Origin of the sequence: Catellatospora sp. KI3 (genome assembly GCF_029948125.1) — a bacterium.
GTDB lineage: Bacteria > Actinomycetota > Actinomycetes > Mycobacteriales > Micromonosporaceae > Catellatospora.
Genome location: NZ_JASAMB010000003.1, coordinates 434661 through 450723, shown reverse-complemented (window position 1 = coordinate 450723; position 16063 = coordinate 434661). Strand labels below are relative to the sequence as shown.

At 70.3% G+C, this 16063-nt stretch carries 9 protein-coding genes; 4 read left to right on the top strand and 5 right to left on the bottom strand.

Annotated features, from left to right (window positions below):
• Positions 1 to 366: cellulose binding domain-containing protein (locus QEZ54_RS08420; protein ID WP_281303919.1), on the top strand; the 366-nt coding region annotated here is incomplete at its 5' end.
• A gap of 446 nt (positions 367 to 812) precedes the next feature.
• Here the strand turns inward: QEZ54_RS08420 and QEZ54_RS08415 are convergent.
• The 3 genes from QEZ54_RS08415 to QEZ54_RS08405 all read right to left on the bottom strand — a co-directional run bounded on the left by QEZ54_RS08415 (position 813) and on the right by QEZ54_RS08405 (position 6201).
• The gene (locus tag QEZ54_RS08415; protein ID WP_281303930.1) at positions 813 to 2567 is read right to left on the bottom strand and encodes a family 43 glycosylhydrolase; all 1755 of its coding nucleotides are present in this window, start codon (positions 2565 to 2567) and stop codon (positions 813 to 815) included.
• Between the two features lie 175 nt (positions 2568 to 2742).
• Positions 2743 to 4056, bottom strand: a complete 1314-nt coding sequence (locus tag QEZ54_RS08410; protein WP_281303918.1) for a glycoside hydrolase family 43 protein — start codon at positions 4054 to 4056, stop codon at positions 2743 to 2745.
• Between the two features lie 630 nt (positions 4057 to 4686).
• Positions 4687 to 6201, bottom strand: a complete 1515-nt coding sequence (locus QEZ54_RS08405) for a ricin-type beta-trefoil lectin domain protein (RefSeq protein ID WP_281303929.1) — start codon at positions 6199 to 6201, stop codon at positions 4687 to 4689.
• A 771-nt stretch (positions 6202 to 6972) separates the two neighbouring features.
• Between QEZ54_RS08405 and QEZ54_RS08400 the strand changes: the two genes are divergently transcribed.
• The 3 genes from QEZ54_RS08400 (at position 6973) to QEZ54_RS08390 (ending at position 13280) form a co-directional block, all read left to right on the top strand.
• Positions 6973 to 8013: a LacI family DNA-binding transcriptional regulator gene (locus QEZ54_RS08400; RefSeq protein WP_281303917.1), complete on the top strand. Its 1041-nt coding sequence runs from the start codon at positions 6973 to 6975 to the stop codon at positions 8011 to 8013.
• Between the two features lie 681 nt (positions 8014 to 8694).
• Entirely contained in the window at positions 8695 to 10254 is a 1560-nt protein-coding gene (locus QEZ54_RS08395) for an alpha-L-arabinofuranosidase B (protein WP_281303916.1), read from the top strand.
• Between the two features lie 284 nt (positions 10255 to 10538).
• Positions 10539 to 13280 carry a beta-L-arabinofuranosidase domain-containing protein gene (locus QEZ54_RS08390; RefSeq protein ID WP_281303915.1) on the top strand — a complete coding sequence of 914 codons (2742 nt, stop codon included), beginning with the start codon at positions 10539 to 10541 and terminating at the stop codon, positions 13278 to 13280.
• Between the two features lie 103 nt (positions 13281 to 13383).
• Here the strand turns inward: QEZ54_RS08390 and QEZ54_RS08385 are convergent, their stop codons facing one another.
• Together QEZ54_RS08385 and araA are read right to left on the bottom strand one after the other, a co-directional pair.
• Positions 13384 to 14421 (bottom strand): LacI family DNA-binding transcriptional regulator, encoded by a 1038-nt coding sequence (locus QEZ54_RS08385; RefSeq protein WP_281303914.1) that lies wholly within the window; start codon positions 14419 to 14421, stop codon positions 13384 to 13386.
• 126 nt (positions 14422 to 14547) lie between these two features.
• Positions 14548 to 16050 carry an L-arabinose isomerase gene (araA, locus tag QEZ54_RS08380; RefSeq protein ID WP_281303913.1) on the bottom strand — a complete coding sequence of 501 codons (1503 nt, stop codon included), beginning with the start codon at positions 16048 to 16050 and terminating at the stop codon, positions 14548 to 14550.
• Positions 16051 to 16063: the final 13 nt, after the last annotated feature.

The following is a 16063-nucleotide window of genomic DNA, read 5'->3' as shown; positions in this document are numbered from 1 at the left end:
GGGCCGATCATCAGCCCGTCGCCGTCGCCCAGCCGTCCGCCGTCGCCCTCCCCGTCAGCCTCCTCGGCTCCGGTCGGCTGCACCGCGACGGTCTCGCTGCAGACCTGGACCGGCGGATTCAACGCCACCGTCCGGGTCACCGCGGGTTCGACCGCGATCCGGTCCTGGTCGGTACGGCTCACCCTGCCCTCGGGCGTCGTGATCGTCAACACCTGGAACGCCGCTCCGAGCGGCACCAGCGGCACCGTCGCCTTCGCCAACGTGTCCTACAACGGCCAGGTCGCCCCAGGCCAGTCCACCGAGTTCGGTTTCCAGGCAAACGGCGGCGCCGCGAGCATGAGCCCGAGCTGCACCGCCACCACCTGATCGGCGGCGGCCCCCACTGTCCGCCGAAGTCACTCACCGACACAGGCGGACGGCAGGGCCGGTGACGGACCAGCCACGTTCTGACGACGTCTCAGGGCACGGGATGCCGACGATCGGACGTGGCGGCCGTCAGAGGTCCTGCCGGCACCACCGTTCGGCCCGGCCAACCGCCGGGCCGAACGCGCATGCCCGGACACGGCGTGCGCGGCGGACGGGCCGGGTGCGGCGACCGGTGCGACCGGGTCGGGTGCGCACCGGCCGCGAACAGGGGTGCCCGGCTCCCCCGTTCCGGTCGGGGCAGCCGGGCGCCGCGGACCTGCACCGCCAAGCCGGCTGATACACGCCTGCGGAGTCTTGTCCACCGACCTACCCCGGGCCTGCGGAGAGCCATAGGCCCGGGGTAGGTCACACCGGCTGGGCAGTCGGCCGGTGGCGGGGTCCGACGCTCACTGGAAGGTGGCGTCGTCGAGGTAGTAGCTGTCCGTTCCGGCCGCGGTCTCGACGTAGAGGTTCGCGCTGGACAGCGTGCCGGTCCAGGAGACAGTCGCTGCTCCGGTGAGCTGGGTCCAGCCGTTGGGGTTCACGGCGCTCGCCGGGGTGAGTTGCAGGTAGCTGGTGGTGCCGTTGGCGGCCACCGCCAGAGTCACCTTCGCCGACGGAGTTCCGGCCTGGGTGCGTACCCAGACACTGGTCGTGTAGCTCCTGCCGTTGACCAGCTTCGAGGTGACGTCCTGGCGGATGCCGTGCCACGACGCGGTACGGCCGGTGATCAGGGCCGACCCGGTGCCCGCGTGCACGACGCCGGTGTTCGCCGACAGGGTGCCGCTGCCGAACACGCCCCATCCGGTCGTACCGCTCTCCATGTTGCCGTTGGTGAGCTGGTTGCCGACGGCCGTCGGATTGAACTGCCACCAGTTGAGGTTGAACAGGCCGCCACCGGCGCCGGTGAAGCGCAGGTACAGATCGCGGGTGCCCGTCGCACCGCTGACCCCGCACGAGACCGTGGTCCACGTCTGATAGCCGCCGGTCGCCGAGACTGCGCAGGTGCCCACGACGGGGCCGGTCAGGCTGTCCAGGCGCAGTTCGATGGCGCCGCCCGAGCCTGCCGACGCCACCCGGGCGCTGAAGGACGCCGCCCCGGATCCGAACGCCACGCCCTTGACCTTGACGTAGTCGCCGTTGTCCAGGTAGCCGAGGTTCTGGGTGCCCTCGCTGGACGGCTCGGTCTCCACGCCGGACCCCCAGGCGATGGTCTCGGCCTCCTGCCGGGTGAACGGGTTCAGGGTGCCGACCTGGGGGACGCCGCTCGTGGTCATGTTGATGGTGGGGATGGTGCCGTCGGAGTTGTAGGAGAACTTCTCCACCGCCACCGACCTGGTGAATCCGCCACCGCCGGCGAGCGCTCCGTTGTGGTAGAAGAAGTACGAGCCGCCGTTGAAGTCGACGATGCCGGCGTGGTTGGTGAAGCTGCCGCCCTGCCGGGGCATCACCGTGCCGCGGTAGGTCCATGGCCCGGTCGGCCCGGGCGCCGTCGAGTAGCCGATGAACTCCGAGCAGCACTCGGCCGCGAAGACGTTGTAGTAGAGGCCGTTGCGCTTGTAGACCCAGGGCGCCTCCTCGAACAGCGTCGGGCGGCTGGCGTTGCCGGTCCGCGTGCCGTATCCGGCGGTGGTGAGCGGGATCTGGGTCGGGCTGCCCGAGTAGGAGATCATGTCGGCGTTGAGCCGCACGTACCACAGGCGGGGGTTGCCCCAGTAGAGGTATGCCTGCCCGTCGTCGTCGATGAAGACGTTGGGGTCGATCTCGCCGTTCTCGACCAGCGGGCGCCCGAGCGCGTCGGTGAAGGGGCCGGTCGGGCTGTTCGACACGCCGACGCCGATGGCCATGCCGCCGCCGGCCCGGCGGATCGGCACGTACCAGTAGAACTTGCCGTTGCGGTAGGCGACATGCCCCGCCCAGGCGTTGGCGTCGGCCCACTTGAAGGTGGCCAGGTTCATCGGCACACCGTGGTCGGTCCAGTTCACCATGTCCGCGGTGGAGTAGACCCGCCATTCGCGCATGGTGAAGTTGGTGGAGCCGTCCTCGTCGTGGCCGGTGTACACGTACACGCGGCCGTTGTGCACGAACGGCGCCGGGTCGGCGGTGTAGATGGTCTGGACTATCGGGTTGTCGGCGACGGCCGTCGCCGGCGCCAGTGTCACGGCCGCCAGCAGGATCGCGACGCCGGCGGCGATTCGCCGCACGCGGCGGTCGACGCGCGGGCTGCGGATGGGACTCACGGTCACCTCAGGGGTGGGAGCGGATGGTCGGTCGATGCGAGCGTTCTGAGCGGGGCGGGCGACCCGTCCGGCGCCCGCCCCGCGGTCGGGATGCCGGTCAGGACGCGACGCGGAACGTGGCGCTCTGCCGGTCGGCGGCGCTGGAGCTGCTGCTGAGCGGGTCGATGCGCAGCAGGTTGTTGCTGTGGCGCAGGTAGTACGTGGGGAAGTTGTAGGAGCGGAACGAACTCCAGGTGCTGTCCGCCAGGCCCGCGGTGCGGTAGAAGGTGGCGTCCGCACGGAAGATGCTGCTGTTGTCGTTGGCGTCCAGGCGCAGGGCGTAGTTGAAGTGACGCAGGTAGCGGCCGGGGTTGTTCACCGACTGGAACGACACGCCCGCGGCGTCGGCCAGGCCGGGGACCAGCTGCCACAGCTGGTCGCGGTAGGGGTCGAACGGGTAGGAGTCGATGCGGCCCACGCCGTTGAGGTGGCGTACGAAGTAGTCGGGCAGGTTGTAGGACTTCAGCCGGGCCCAGTTCGGGGTGCCCCAGCGCGCGATGAGCCCGTTGTACTCGGCGTCGGTGATGCCGAGCATCGAGCCGTGCTTGGCGTTGAGCGGCGCGGTGTAGTCTCGCTGGTTCAGCAGCGTCCAGGAGTTCCCGGCGATGTTGGTCGACGACCAGGCGTAGTAGTCGGCGTTGACCGGGCTGAAGGAGTCACCCCACAGCCGCCAGCCGCCGTCGTTGGCCCGGTGCAGCAGCGGGGCCTCCATCGCGTTGCCCTGCCGCAGCCCGCTGGTGTAGGTGGTGTAGCTGTTCGGGGCACCGGTTGCGGAACGGGCGCCGTAGATGTTCCCGTCGGCGAGGTTCTTGTAGTACATGTACGTGGTCGCGCCGTCGACGACGATGTCCGCGTCGAGCACTCCGAACCCGGGGCTGAAGTACACCTGGGGGGCGCTGACGGTCTGGAAGTCGCTCGTGTAGTTGACCATGAACACGGCGCCGGGGTTGTCGGCGGAGTAGACGATGCCGTACTGGCCCCGGGCGGCGTCCCAGAACACGGTCGGGGCCCAGGTGTGCGTGTTGAGGGTGTGCATCCTCAGCCGGCGGTAGCCGGTGAAGCTGGTCAGGTCGGTGGAGTCCCACATGTGCAGGTACTGGCTGTTGTGGCCGAAGTTGGTGCCCTTGAGATCGGTGGCCAGGACGCCGAAGGTGCCGTTCTGCCTACGGAAGATGTAGGGGTCGCGCAGACCGAGCTGCCCGGCTGTCGGGGTGACCACAGGGTTGTTCTGGTTGAGCGGGGTCCAGTTGAGTCCGTCGCGGCTGACGGCCAGGTGCAGTCCGTAGTCGGCGCCCTGGAACGACGGCGACTCGGTGAAGTAGGCCATGACGTACGCCGTGTCGGCGGCGAGGGCCGGGCTCGCGCCGAGCATCGCGGAAGCCGCGGTGACAGCCGATGAGGCGGCTGCCGCACGGAGCAGCGATCTGCGGGTGAGGGCCATCGTGGTGCCTCTCTGTCAGGGATCAGGTCGGGTGCTGCGCTGGGATCGACAGGTCGACCGGGCAGCGTCCGGGACCCGGGCCGGCGCGCCATGCTGCCCGTCGCGGCCGGGGTCGCGGTACGGCCCGGCCCGGAGACGGCTTCAGGTGCGGCTCGGCATGAGCGTGCCGACTTCGGTCGGATGGAGCTGACCGAACGCCGGGCCCCGATCGCCCGGGCAGCCCGTCGATGTGACCGTTAACATACGACGTTCGCTGCCGAGTGGCAAGAGTCTCCCACCACCGCAACCGCGCTTCCGGGTCGGCTGAGCGGCTTATCCCTGGTCAGAGTTCTGCGGGTACGGGTTGGCGTTTGCCCGAGATCCTCGACCGCCCGCCAGCTCGAGGGCGTCCACGTGATCGTTAACATGCGGCTTTAGGCGTTTCTCCGCCAGCGGTGCGCCCGCGCGGGGACAAGACGGCGGCCGGTGCGGGAGCGAGGTCGGGATGCCCGCCTGCCGCACCGGCCGCCGTATGGCGCCGTCGATCTGGTCGGCGTCGCGACGCCGATCAGCCGAGCCGGATCACTGCCTGGTCCACCGCTGGTTCGCCGCCCCCGTGCAGTTCCAGAGAATCACGGTGGTGCCGTTGGCGGTCGCGTTGCCGTTGACATCGAGGCAGAGTCCGGAACTGCCGCTGCTGACGGTTCCGCTGGAGTTGAAGGTCCATTGCTGGTTGGTCGCACCGTTGCAGTCCCAGATCTGGACCTTGCTGCCCGCCGTGGCTCCCGTCGGGGCGTCGAGGCACTTGCCCAGCACCTGCAGCGACTGTCCACTGACGGTCCAGCGCTGGTTGGCCGCTCCGCTGCAGTCCCAGATGATCGGCTGGGTGCCGTTGGCGGTGTTGCTCTGCGGGACGTCGAGGCAGCGGCCGGAGGCGGCGCTGACCAGGCTGCTGGTCGTCGTGGGCGGAGGCGACACGACCCCTCCGCCGCTGACCCGGTAGACCACGGTGCCGTGCGCGGGCACACTGGCACTGATCGAGCCGGTGGACGTGCTGGTGGCGTTCGTCCAGGCGTCGCGCAGGGTGAAGGACGCGCCGCTCTTGCCGATCGCCGCCGCGGTCGTCGACACCGTGGTGGCGGCGGATCCCTGATTGAACAGCGCCACCGCGACGTCGCCGTTGGCCAGGCGCTTGGCGAGCACCCGTCGCGTTCCATCGTTGCTGACCTGGGTCGCCTGGAGTCCCAGCGAGTCCTGATTGATCGCGATGAGGTTCTGGTTCTTCAGGATCGCCTGGGTGGCGGCGTCCATGTTCCGGATGTCGTTGCCCGCGATCAGGGGCGAGGCCATGACCGCCCAGAGCGCGAAGTGGCTGCGCATCTCGGTGTCGGTCATGCCGCCTCGGCCGACCTCCATCATGTCCGGGTCGTTGAACGCGCCGGGTCGGGCGTACGAGGCGAGGGGGACGGTGACGTTGACGATGTTCTGGATGCCCATCGGGTAGCCGTTGGTCTGGCCGGTGTTCCACGCGTTGGTGATGTCCTCGGTGGTGCGCCACATGTTGGCCACATCGCCCCAGTTGCGCTGGGGGCCGGTCTTGGCATGGATGCTGTTGGGGTTGATGCTATAGACGATCGGGCGTCCCGTGGCCGCCAGGGCGTCGCGCATCTTGGCGAAGGTCGCGACCTGCTGATCGATGGTGCCGTTGGGCGAGCACCAGTCGTACTTGAGGTAGTCGACACCCCAGGCGGCGAACTGGCGGGCGTCCTGCGCCTCGTGGCCCTGGCTGCCCGTCGCTCCCGGGTAGGAACCGAAGTACTGCGCGCAGGTCTTGTCGACGGGGACCTGGTAGAGGCCGAACTTGAGGCCCTTTCCGTGCAGGTAGTCGCCGAGGGACTTCATGCCGCTGGGGAACCGGCCGGGGTCACCCTGCAGGTTGCCCGCGCTGTCGCGGTTGGGGTTGAACCAGCAGTCGTCGACGACGACGTACTGGTAGCCGGCGTCGCGCATGCCCGAGTTGACCAGCGCGTCGGCCATCTGGCGGATGAGTGTCTCGTTGATGCTGCAGCCGAAGGTGTTCCAGCTGTTCCAGCCCATCGGCGGCGTTCGCGCGACGCCGTTGTCCAGCGCCTGCACGGCGGTGGCCTGCCACGCGACGGCTGCAGCCGCCAGCAGCGCGGTCGCCAGGCCGGCGCCGAGGCGCCATTTCCGGGATCGGTGGTCCATCGGTTCTCCTGCGTCGTTCGGGCGGGGGACGGGTGCGAGGCGACCGGGCCTGCCCGCCGACGCGGCCCACGGCGCGCACCCGCAGCGAACAGCAGCTCAGGCCGGATGCGTCACGGAGGTTCTCAAGACCGCTGGTGTCGGCGTCCGCCTCGCATCGATCACGACTGTGAGCGATAACATAGGCCGTCGTCAAGTTGTTCCGGAAGAAACCGCCGCATTCGCGGAAGGCGCCATGCCTGACCCGGCGGACAGCATCAGCCCGAACAGAAGCCCTGACGTGGCACGGAGGAGATCGCACAGAGCCGCAACCCCGTTGCGCCGACCCCGCCGTCGTTGATCGATTGACGAGCATCGGATGACCGCTAACATCACGGGTCGACGACTGCCGTCCCGATTGGTCGACCGCGTGGCCGCCCGCTCGATCCGACCGGCGGGGCGCGGTAGTGCCCTGCGCCCGAACCGGGTACCGCCACCCGAGACGGTCATTCGACTCGTGTCGATGAGATACCGCCATGATCCTGCACCTGCGCCCGCGGCCGGCGCCCAGCCGGGTCCTCCCGGCGGGCTTCCGCAGCCTGAACTGGCACTTCGATGACGGCCTGGAAACATACCTGCGCTAACATGCGCTGTCAGGGGGTCGCCATGAGCCAGCAGCCACGCAGTGCGGTCATCCGAGACGTCGCGCGGCTCGCCGGGGTGTCGCACCAGACCGTCTCGCGTGTCATGAACAACCATCCGAGCGTCCGGCCCGAGACGCACGACCGCGTGATGAAGGCGGTCCACCAGCTCAACTTCCGACCCAACGCGAACGCGCGCGGCCTGGCCGCCGGGCGCTCACGCCTGATCGGCGTCATCAGTCACGAGCCGCTGCTGTTCGGTCCGGCCTCGACCCTGCTCGGCGTCGAGCGAGCCGCGAGGACCGCCGGCTACGGCGTCAGCGTCGTCACGCTGGAGCAGCTCGATCATCACTCCGTCACCGAGGCGCTCGATCGGCTCACCGCGCAGGCGGTCGCAGGCGTGGCCGTCATCGCCCCCCTGCTGAGCGCGACCGCGGCGGCCGCCGCCCAGAGCGTGCTGGCCGCCGTACCGGCGGTGGTGGTCGAGCCCGACGCGGTCGCCGACCTCCCGACGGTCGCGGTCGACCAGGTCGAGGGCGCCCGGCTCGCGGTCGAACACCTGCTGAGCCTCGGGCATGAGACGGTGTGGCACCTCTCCGGCCCCCCAACCTGGTCGCAGGCGCGCGGTCGGGCGGACGGGTGGCGCCAGGCGCTGGAGGCGGCGCAGCGGGCAGTGCCACCGACCCTGACGGGCGACTGGAGCCCGCGGTCGGGCTACGACGCCGGGCTGGAACTGGCCGGGCGCTCGGATGTGTCGGCGGTGTTCTGCGCCAACGACCACCAGGCGCTGGGCCTGCTCAGGGCGCTGCACGAGCGCCGGGTACGCGTGCCGGAGGACATCAGCGTCGTCGGTTTCGACGACATCCCGGAGTCACGCTTCCTGTCTCCACCGCTGACCACGGTTCGTCAGGACTTCGACGAGGTCGGCCGGCGGTGCCTGGGAACGCTGCTGGAGTTGATCGAGGGTGACGAGCCCGCCGCGCCGGTGAGCCACCTACGCGTGCGCCCGACCCTGATGGTGCGGGCGAGCAGCGACCGGCCGTCCCGCCTGGCCGTCAGCAGGTAGCCACCCGCCGACGCGCCCGCGGCGCGCAGTGGCTTCAGGACGGCGGCAGCCGGTCCCAGGGCTTTGCGACGGCGGCAGCCGGTCCCGCCCGCCCCGCACCCCGCGAATCGACGGCGTCCGCCCCTGAGCCGCCTACGCCGGTCGCCCGGACAAGGCGCGCAACAGCCTTACGTCGACGGCGGCTCAGCTGACCTGTTGGATGTTAACGATAACAGCCGGATCGTGCTCCGAGACGCCCGCTTCCCTCGGCGCGGCCATGGCGGGCAGCGCGACACCCGCGCACGGAAGCCCGCCCAGTGAGCGATGTCCATGTTTGCCGGATCGCCACTCACCATACTGCCTTGTAAGGGCCATGACGATCGTACCGGCTCACCTCTCGGCGATCAGATAACAGTTCTCTGATCGAGCTGTGGAAATGAAGCGATCATTGCGAGCGCTTTTCGGGTCGGTTATGTTAACGGTCTCATCGCTCGGCGTCTGCCCTCGCCTGACGATGGGGCGGCGGCGGCTCGGGAGAGGAGGCGGATCCACGCCCGCCGACGCGGAAGCCAACGGATCTCCGTAGTACGCAACCCGCACGCTGACGGACCGACTTCGCCCGGTTCTCGCGCCGTCCATGGACGCGTCGGCGGACCGTGCCCTGCCGTGGTCGTCAGCACCATCCGCACGGAAGAGGTCGAAATGGCACCACTCTCGCGGTACCGGCACCTGCGCCGGGCCACTCTCGCGCTGGCGGCGGTGGGAGCCCTCGTCGCCGGCGTGCTCACCGGCGCCGGGACGTCGCAGGCCGCCACGTCGCAGCCCTGTGACATCTACGCCGCCGGCGGCACTCCCTGCGTCGCCGCGCACAGCACCACCCGGGCGCTCTACGGCTCGTACAACGGTGCCCTGTACCAGGTCCGGCGCGCGTCGGACAACGCCACCCGCGACGTCGGCCTGCTGGCCGCCGGCGGCGTGGCCAACGCCGCGACGCAGGACTCGTTCTGCGCCAACACCAGCTGCCTGATCACGATCATCTACGACCAGTCCGGCCGGGGCAACCACCTGACCCAGGCCCCTCCCGGCGGGTTCTCCGGCCCGGCCCCGGGCGGCTACGACAACCTCGCCGACGCGAGCCTGGCTCCGGTCAAGGTCGGCGGCAGCAAGGCGTACGGGGTGTTCGTCGCCCCCGGCACCGGCTACCGCAACAACAACACCAACGGCGTGGCCAAGGGCGACCAGCCCGAGGGCATGTACGCCATCCTCGACGGCACCCACTACAACGGCGGCTGCTGCTTCGACTACGGCAACGCCGAGACCAACAGCCGCGACAACGGCAACGGCACCATGGAGACGATCTACTTCGGCAACATCAAGGTCTGGGGCTACGGCACCGGCAACGGACCCTGGGTCATGGCCGACCTTGAGAACGGCCTGTTCTCCGGTATCAACGCCGGCTACAACGCCAACGACCCCAGCGTCAGCCACCGCTTCCTCACCGCCATCGTCAAGGGCGAACCCAACCACTGGTCCATCCGGGCCGGCAACGCCGCCTCCGGCAGCCTGTCCACCTACTACAACGGCGCCCGCCCCAACGTCTCGGGCTACAACCCGATGAAGAAGGAAGGCGCCATCATCCTCGGCATCGGCGGCGACAACAGCCACGGCTCCGCCGGCACCTTCTACGAAGGCGTCATGACCTCCGGCTACCCCACCGACGCCACCGAGAACGCGGTCCAGGCCAACATCGTCGCGGCGGGCTACACGACCTACAGCGGCGGTGGCGGCGTGCTCACGCCCGGTTCGACCGTCTCGCTGCGCGCCACCACCGCCTGCTGCACCACCCGCTACATCAACCACTCCGGCGCCACCGTGGCGACCGGTGTGGTCAGCTCGTCGAGCTCGGCCACGGATAAGGCCAACGCGTCGTGGATCGTCCGGGCCGGCCTGGCCAACAGCTCGTGCGTGTCGTTCGAGTCCAAGAACACCGCGGGCAGCTACCTACGCCACCAGAACTACCAGCTCTACCTGCAGGGCAACGACGGCAGCGCGCTGTTCGCCGCCGATGCGACCTTCTGCCCCGAGGCCGGCAAGAACGGACAGGGCAACTCGTTCGCCTCGTCCAACTTCCCCACCCGATACCTCCGCCACTACGGCAACAACGTGTACATCGCCAGCAACGGCGGTTCCAACACGTTCGACGCGACCAACCTGTGGGCTGACGACGTGAGCTGGGTCGTCAGCGCTCCCTGGACGCCGTGACGTCCGGCGGCCGCGTCGGCTAGACGCCCCGGGTGCCGGCCGCCGCGAGCGGCCGGCACCCGGGACCGTCGCACCGGGCACGCACCCGTCGACACGGAACTCGGCCAGACGGAGGCAGGGCAAGCGTTCCAGGACGCACTCCGCAGTCATCCGTGATCGATACGACACCTCGCGATCTCGACCTCGACAGTGGCCGTGGACGGACCGGCTGACCGCTCCACGGCCACACACCGTGCTCGCAACACCCTCCCCGAAGATCCGCCTTCCTACCCTGTGGAGAGCCCATGTCATCGTCCGTCAACAGGCGCCGCGTACTGCAGGCCGCCGGAGTCGCGGCGGCCGCCACGGCCATGCCCGCCGTCGCCGCCACCGGGGCCGCCGCCGCGGCGCTGCCGCCCGCACGTGTCGACATCGGCGTGTCGGCGTACCCGTTCGACCTGAGCCAGACCCGGCTGACCAGCAGCCGGTGGCTCGACAACCAGAACCGGACCCTGGCGTACCTGAGATTCGTGGACGTCGACCGGCTGCTGTACGTCTTCCGCGCCAACCACCGCCTGTCCACCAACGGCGCCGCCGCGACCGGCGGCTGGGAGGCGCCGACGTTCCCGTTCCGAAGCCACAGCCAGGGGCACTTCCTCACCGCCTGGGCCCAGGCCTGGGCCGTGCTCGGCGACACCACCTGCCGCGACAAGGCCAACCAGATGGTCGCCGCCATGGCCGCCTGCCAGGCCAACAACGGCACGGCCGGGTTCAGCACCGGCTACCTGGCCGGATTTCCGGAGTCCGACTTCACCGCGCTGGAGAACCGCACGCTCAGCAACGGCAACGTCCCGTACTACGCCGTCCACAAGACCCTGGCGGGGCTGCTGGACGTATGGCGGCTGATCGGCAGCACCCAGGCCCGTGACGTGCTGCTGGCGCTGGCCGGCTGGGTCGACACCAGGACCGCCCGGCTGACCTCCGCGCAGATGCAGGCGCAGCTGGCCACCGAGTTCGGCGGCATGAACGCGGTGCTGACCGACCTCTACCAGCAGACCGGCGACGCCCGGTGGCTGACCGCCGCGCAGCGCTTCGACCACGCCGCGGTGTTCAACCCGCTGGCCTCCAACTCCGACCAGCTCAACGGCCTGCACGCCAACACGCAGGTGCCCAAGTGGATCGGCGCCGCCCGCGAGTACAAGGCGACCGGCACCACCCGCTACCGGGACATCGCCGTCAACGCGTGGAACATGACCGTCAACGCGCACACCTACGTCATCGGCGGGAACAGCCAGGCCGAGCACTTCCGCGCCCCGAACGCGATCGCCGGGTACCTCAACAGCGACGCGTGCGAGGCCTGCAACTCGTACAACATGCTGAAGTTGACCCGCGAGCTGTGGCTGCTCAACCCCGACCAGGCCGGCTACTTCGACTTCTACGAGCGGGCGCTGCTCAACCACCTGCTCGGCCAGCAGAACCCGGCCGACAGCCACGGGCACATCACCTACTTCACCCCGCTCAACCCCGGCGGACGGCGCGGCGTGGGCCCGGCCTGGGGCGGCGGCACCTGGAGCACCGACTACGGCACCTTCTGGTGCTGCCAGGGCACCGGCATCGAGACCAACACCAAGCTCATGGACTCGATCTACTTCTACAACGGCACCACCCTCACGGTGAACCTGTTCACCCCCTCGGTGCTGGACTGGAGCCAGCGCGGCATCACCGTCACCCAGGCCACCGCCTTCCCCGCCAGCGACACCACGACCCTGACCGTGACCGGCAGCGTCGGCGGAAGCTGGTCGATGCGCATCAGGATCCCCGGCTGGACCACCGGTGCCACGGTCAGCGTCAACGGCGTCGCCCAGAGCATCGCCACCACCCCGGGCACCTATGCCACCCTCACCCGCTCCTGGACCTCGGGCGACACGGTGACCGTGAGACTGCCGATGCGAGTGGTGATGCGGGCCGCGAACGACAACGCCAACGTCGCCGCCGTCACGTACGGCCCGGTAGTCCTGGCCGGCAACTACGGCAACACATCGCTGTCGGCGCTGCCCGTGCTGACGACGAGCTCGGTGACCCGTACGAGCACCACCGCGCTGGCGTTCACCGCCACGGCGAACGGCGCGACCGTCAACCTCGGCCCGTTCCACGACGCTCAGGGCTTCAACTACACCGTCTACTGGAACGCCACCGGCCAGGGCTCGACGGGCGGCAGCGCCTCGTTCCGGCTCATGAACGCGGCCAGCGGACTCGTGCTCGGCGTGCAGAACATGTCGACGGCCGACGGCGGCCTGGCCGTCCAGTGGGCCGACAGCGGCACCGCCGACCACAACTGGGAGCTGCTGGTCGGCAGCTCGTCGCTGCGACTTCGCAACGTCAACAGCGGCAAGGTCCTCGGCGTGGACGGCATGTCGACCGCCGACGACGCCCGGGTGCTGCAGTGGACCGACAACGGCACCGCCGATCACAACTGGACCCTGGTCGACGTCGGCGACGGTACCCACAAGATCCGCAATGCCAACAGCGGCAAGCTGCTGGCGATCCTCGGCGGGTCGACCGCGCAGGGTGCCCAGGCTGTCCAGGACCCGGACAACGGCAGCGCCGACAACCTGTGGCGGCTCATCCCCGACGGGGCGCGGCGCATCCAGAACGTCGGCAGCGGCCTGGTGCTGGGCGTGCAGAACATGTCCACCGCCGACGGCGGCCTGGTCATCCAGTGGGGCGACAGCGGCACCGCCGACCACCTGTGGTCGGCGGTGGTGGACACCGGCGGCTACCTGCGGCTGCGCAATTCGAACAGCGGCAAGGTCCTCGGGGTGGAGAACGCCTCGACCGCCGCCGGCGCCCGGATTCTGCAGTGGGCCGACAACGGCACGGCCGACCACCGCTGGCGGCTGCGGCACAGCGCCAACGGCTGCTTCCGCATCCAGTGCGCCAACGGCGGCAGGGTCCTCGCCGTCAGCGGCGGATCGTCCAGCCAGGGCGCGCAGATCGTGACCGCCGACGACGCCGGCTCCAACGACCGGCTCTGGCGCTTCCTGTAGGCCCGGCCACCCGTGGAGAGGTGGCCGGTACGCCAGTCGCGCACCGGCCACCGCGCCGGGCCGGGTCACCCGGTCCGGCGATGCCGTCCACGCCTGCCGAACCTCAGTGACCTCGTCCGGACGGCGGAGGTCCGCTGCTCGCGCGGGCGACGAGGGTCGGCGGCACGCGCGGGTGACGCAGCGGCAGGGCCGGTCCCCGCGTTTCGAGGATATCCAGCAGCGCGGCCAGGCATCGGCGTCCGACCTCGTCGAAGTCCTGCCGGATGGTGGTCAGGGGCGGCGACAGGTACGCGGCTTCGGGGATGTCGTCGAAGCCGACGACGCTGACGTCCTCGGGCACGCGCACCCCGCGCTCGTGCAGCGCCCGCAACATGCCCAGGGCCTGCTGGTCGTTCGCGCAGAAGACCGCGGTCACCTCCGGGCGGTCGGCGATCTGGTTGCCGGCCTCGTATCCCGAGTTCGGGCTCCAGTCGCCCGGGATCGCAGCAGGCACCCGGCGCCCCGCCGCTTCCAGCGCCTGGCGCCAGCCGTCCACCCGGTCCCGGGCCTCCAGCCAGTCCCGGGGCCCGGTCAGATGCCACACGGTCTCGTGCCCCAGCTCGAGCAGGTGCTGGACCGCGAGGCGGGCGCCGGCGACCTGGTCGACGGAGATGGTCGGCAGGTCACCGGCCATATCGGACTCCACGACCACCGCCGGCACCCCGGTCGGCAGACTGTGCGCCGCCGCGGCGGCGGTCATCAGGGGCGCGATGATGACGACTCCGGCGACGGACTGCTCGGTGAGCCGGTTCACCGCTTCGGAGACTCCGGCCCGGTCCAGCTTCTCCAGGGCGACGATGCTGATGCCGTATCCGGCCTGCCGGGCCGCCCGTTCGACGCCGAGCAGGGTGGCGGCGGGGCCGTACAGGATGGTGTCGAAGCTGACCACGCCGATGACGCGCGAGCGCCGCCCGGCCAGGCCGCGCGCCAGCGCGTTGGGCCGGTAGTTGAGCTGGGCGACGGCGCGCAGCACGCGCTCGCGGGTCTCCTCGCGCACACTCGGGTGGTTGTTGAGCACCCGGGACACCGTCTGGTGCGACACGCCCGCGAGGCGGGCGACGTCGTTCATCACCGCGGCGCGTGCGGCTGGCTGCTGGCTCATTGCGTCTCCCCTGACGGCACATCATAGCGCGACATGATCATTCGGCCCTCGCGGTGGCCGACAGCACGAACGGATGCGTGCCCGCGTGCTCTGCAGGGGCCGCATCCGTCGCGCTGTCGGGCCGGCTCAGAAGCCGCGCGCCAGTCGGTAGTAGGCCTGGTTCCAGCGCAGTTCGTCGGCGAAGCGGCGCGGGGTGGTGCCGGCGTCGATGACCACCAGCTCGGTACGGCTCATCTCGGCCAGGTCGTGCAGTTCCTCGACCCCGACCGCCTGGGACAGCACGGTGTGGTGCGGGGCGCCCGCGGTGATCCAGGCCTCGGCCGATCCGGGCAGGTCGGGGCGCGGCCGCCAGACGGCGCGGGCCACGGGCAGCTTCGGCAGCGGCTGCGGCGGGGCGATCACGTCGATCTCGTTGGCGACCAGGCGGAACCGCTCCCCCATGTCGGCCAGGCCCAGCACCACGGCCGGTCCGGCCGCGGCGTCGAACACCATCCGCACCGGGTCCTCCCGGCCGCCGATGCCCAGCGGGTGGATCTCCAGGTTGGGGGTGCCGGCCGCGATGGTCGGGCAGACCTCCAGCATGTGCGCGCCGAGCACGAGTTCGTTGCCGGGGGTCAGGTCGTAGGTGTAGTCCTCCATGAACGACGTCCCGCCGGTGGTGCCGACCGACATCGCCTTGAGCGTGCGCACCAGCACGGAGGTCTTCCAGTCGCCCTCACCGCCGAAGCCGTACCCGTCGGCCATCAGCCGCTGCACCGCCAGGCCCGGCAGCTGGCGCAGCCCGCCGAGGTCCTCGAAGTTGGTGGTGAAGGCCCGGAACCCGCCCGCCTCCAGGAAGTTGCGCAGACCCGCCTCGATCCGCGCCGCGTAGCGCAGACTGTCGTGGCGCTCGCCGCCGGCCCGCAGCGCCGCGGCGATGCGGTAGGTGTCGTCGTACTCCTTCACCAGGGCGTCGATCTGGCCGTCGCCGACGGCGTCGACCGCCGCGACCAGGTCGTTGACGCCGTACGTGTTGACCGAGACGCCGAAGCGCAGCTCCGCCTCGACCTTGTCGCCCTCGGTCACCGCCACGTCGCGCATGTTGTCGCCGAAGCGGGCCAGCTTCAGCGAGCGCATCGCCGACCAGCCGATCGCGGCCCGGGTCCACGCCCCGACGCGGGCGGTGACCCGGGGGTCGCTGACGTGCCCGGCCACGGTCTTGCGGGCGACCCCGAGCCGGGTCTGCACGAACCCGAACTCGCGGTCGCCGTGCGCGGCCTGGTTGAGGTTCATGAAGTCCATGTCGATCTCGTCCCAGGGCAGCAGCACGTTGGCCTGGGTGTGCAGGTGCAGCAGCGGGGTGCGCAGCGCGTCCAATCCGGAGATCCACATCTTGGCCGGGCTGAACGTGTGCATCCACGCGATCACCCCGACGGCGCCCTGCACCGCGGCGTCCCGGCACACGGCCAGGATGTCCGCGCTGGAGGTGAGCACCGGCTTCCACACCACGCGGGCGGGGATGTCCGGCGACTCGTCGAGCCGGCGCGCGATCTCGCGCGACTGGTCGGCCACCTGCTGCAGCGTCTCGGGGCCGTACAGGCCCTGGCTGCCGGTGAGGAACCAGACCTCGGGGTGGGGCTGCGTTGTCATGGAGTCGCCTTCC

Excerpts from the sequence above, each read along its gene's own strand:
- QEZ54_RS08410 (WP_281303918.1), bottom strand. The coding sequence starts at position 4,056 with ATGCTCGGCGCGAGCCCGGCCCTCGCCGCCGACACGGCGTACGTCATG.
- QEZ54_RS08405 (WP_281303929.1), bottom strand. The coding sequence starts at position 6,201 with ATGGGCTGGAACAGCTGGAACACCTTCGGCTGCAGCATCAACGAGACA.
- QEZ54_RS08400 (WP_281303917.1), top strand. The coding sequence starts at position 6,973 with ATGAGCCAGCAGCCACGCAGTGCGGTCATCCGAGACGTCGCGCGGCTC.
- QEZ54_RS08395 (WP_281303916.1), top strand. The coding sequence starts at position 8,695 with ATGGCACCACTCTCGCGGTACCGGCACCTGCGCCGGGCCACTCTCGCG.
- QEZ54_RS08390 (WP_281303915.1), top strand. The coding sequence starts at position 10,539 with ATGTCATCGTCCGTCAACAGGCGCCGCGTACTGCAGGCCGCCGGAGTC.
- QEZ54_RS08385 (WP_281303914.1), bottom strand. The coding sequence starts at position 14,421 with ATGAGCCAGCAGCCAGCCGCACGCGCCGCGGTGATGAACGACGTCGCC.
- araA (WP_281303913.1), bottom strand. The coding sequence starts at position 16,050 with ATGACAACGCAGCCCCACCCCGAGGTCTGGTTCCTCACCGGCAGCCAG.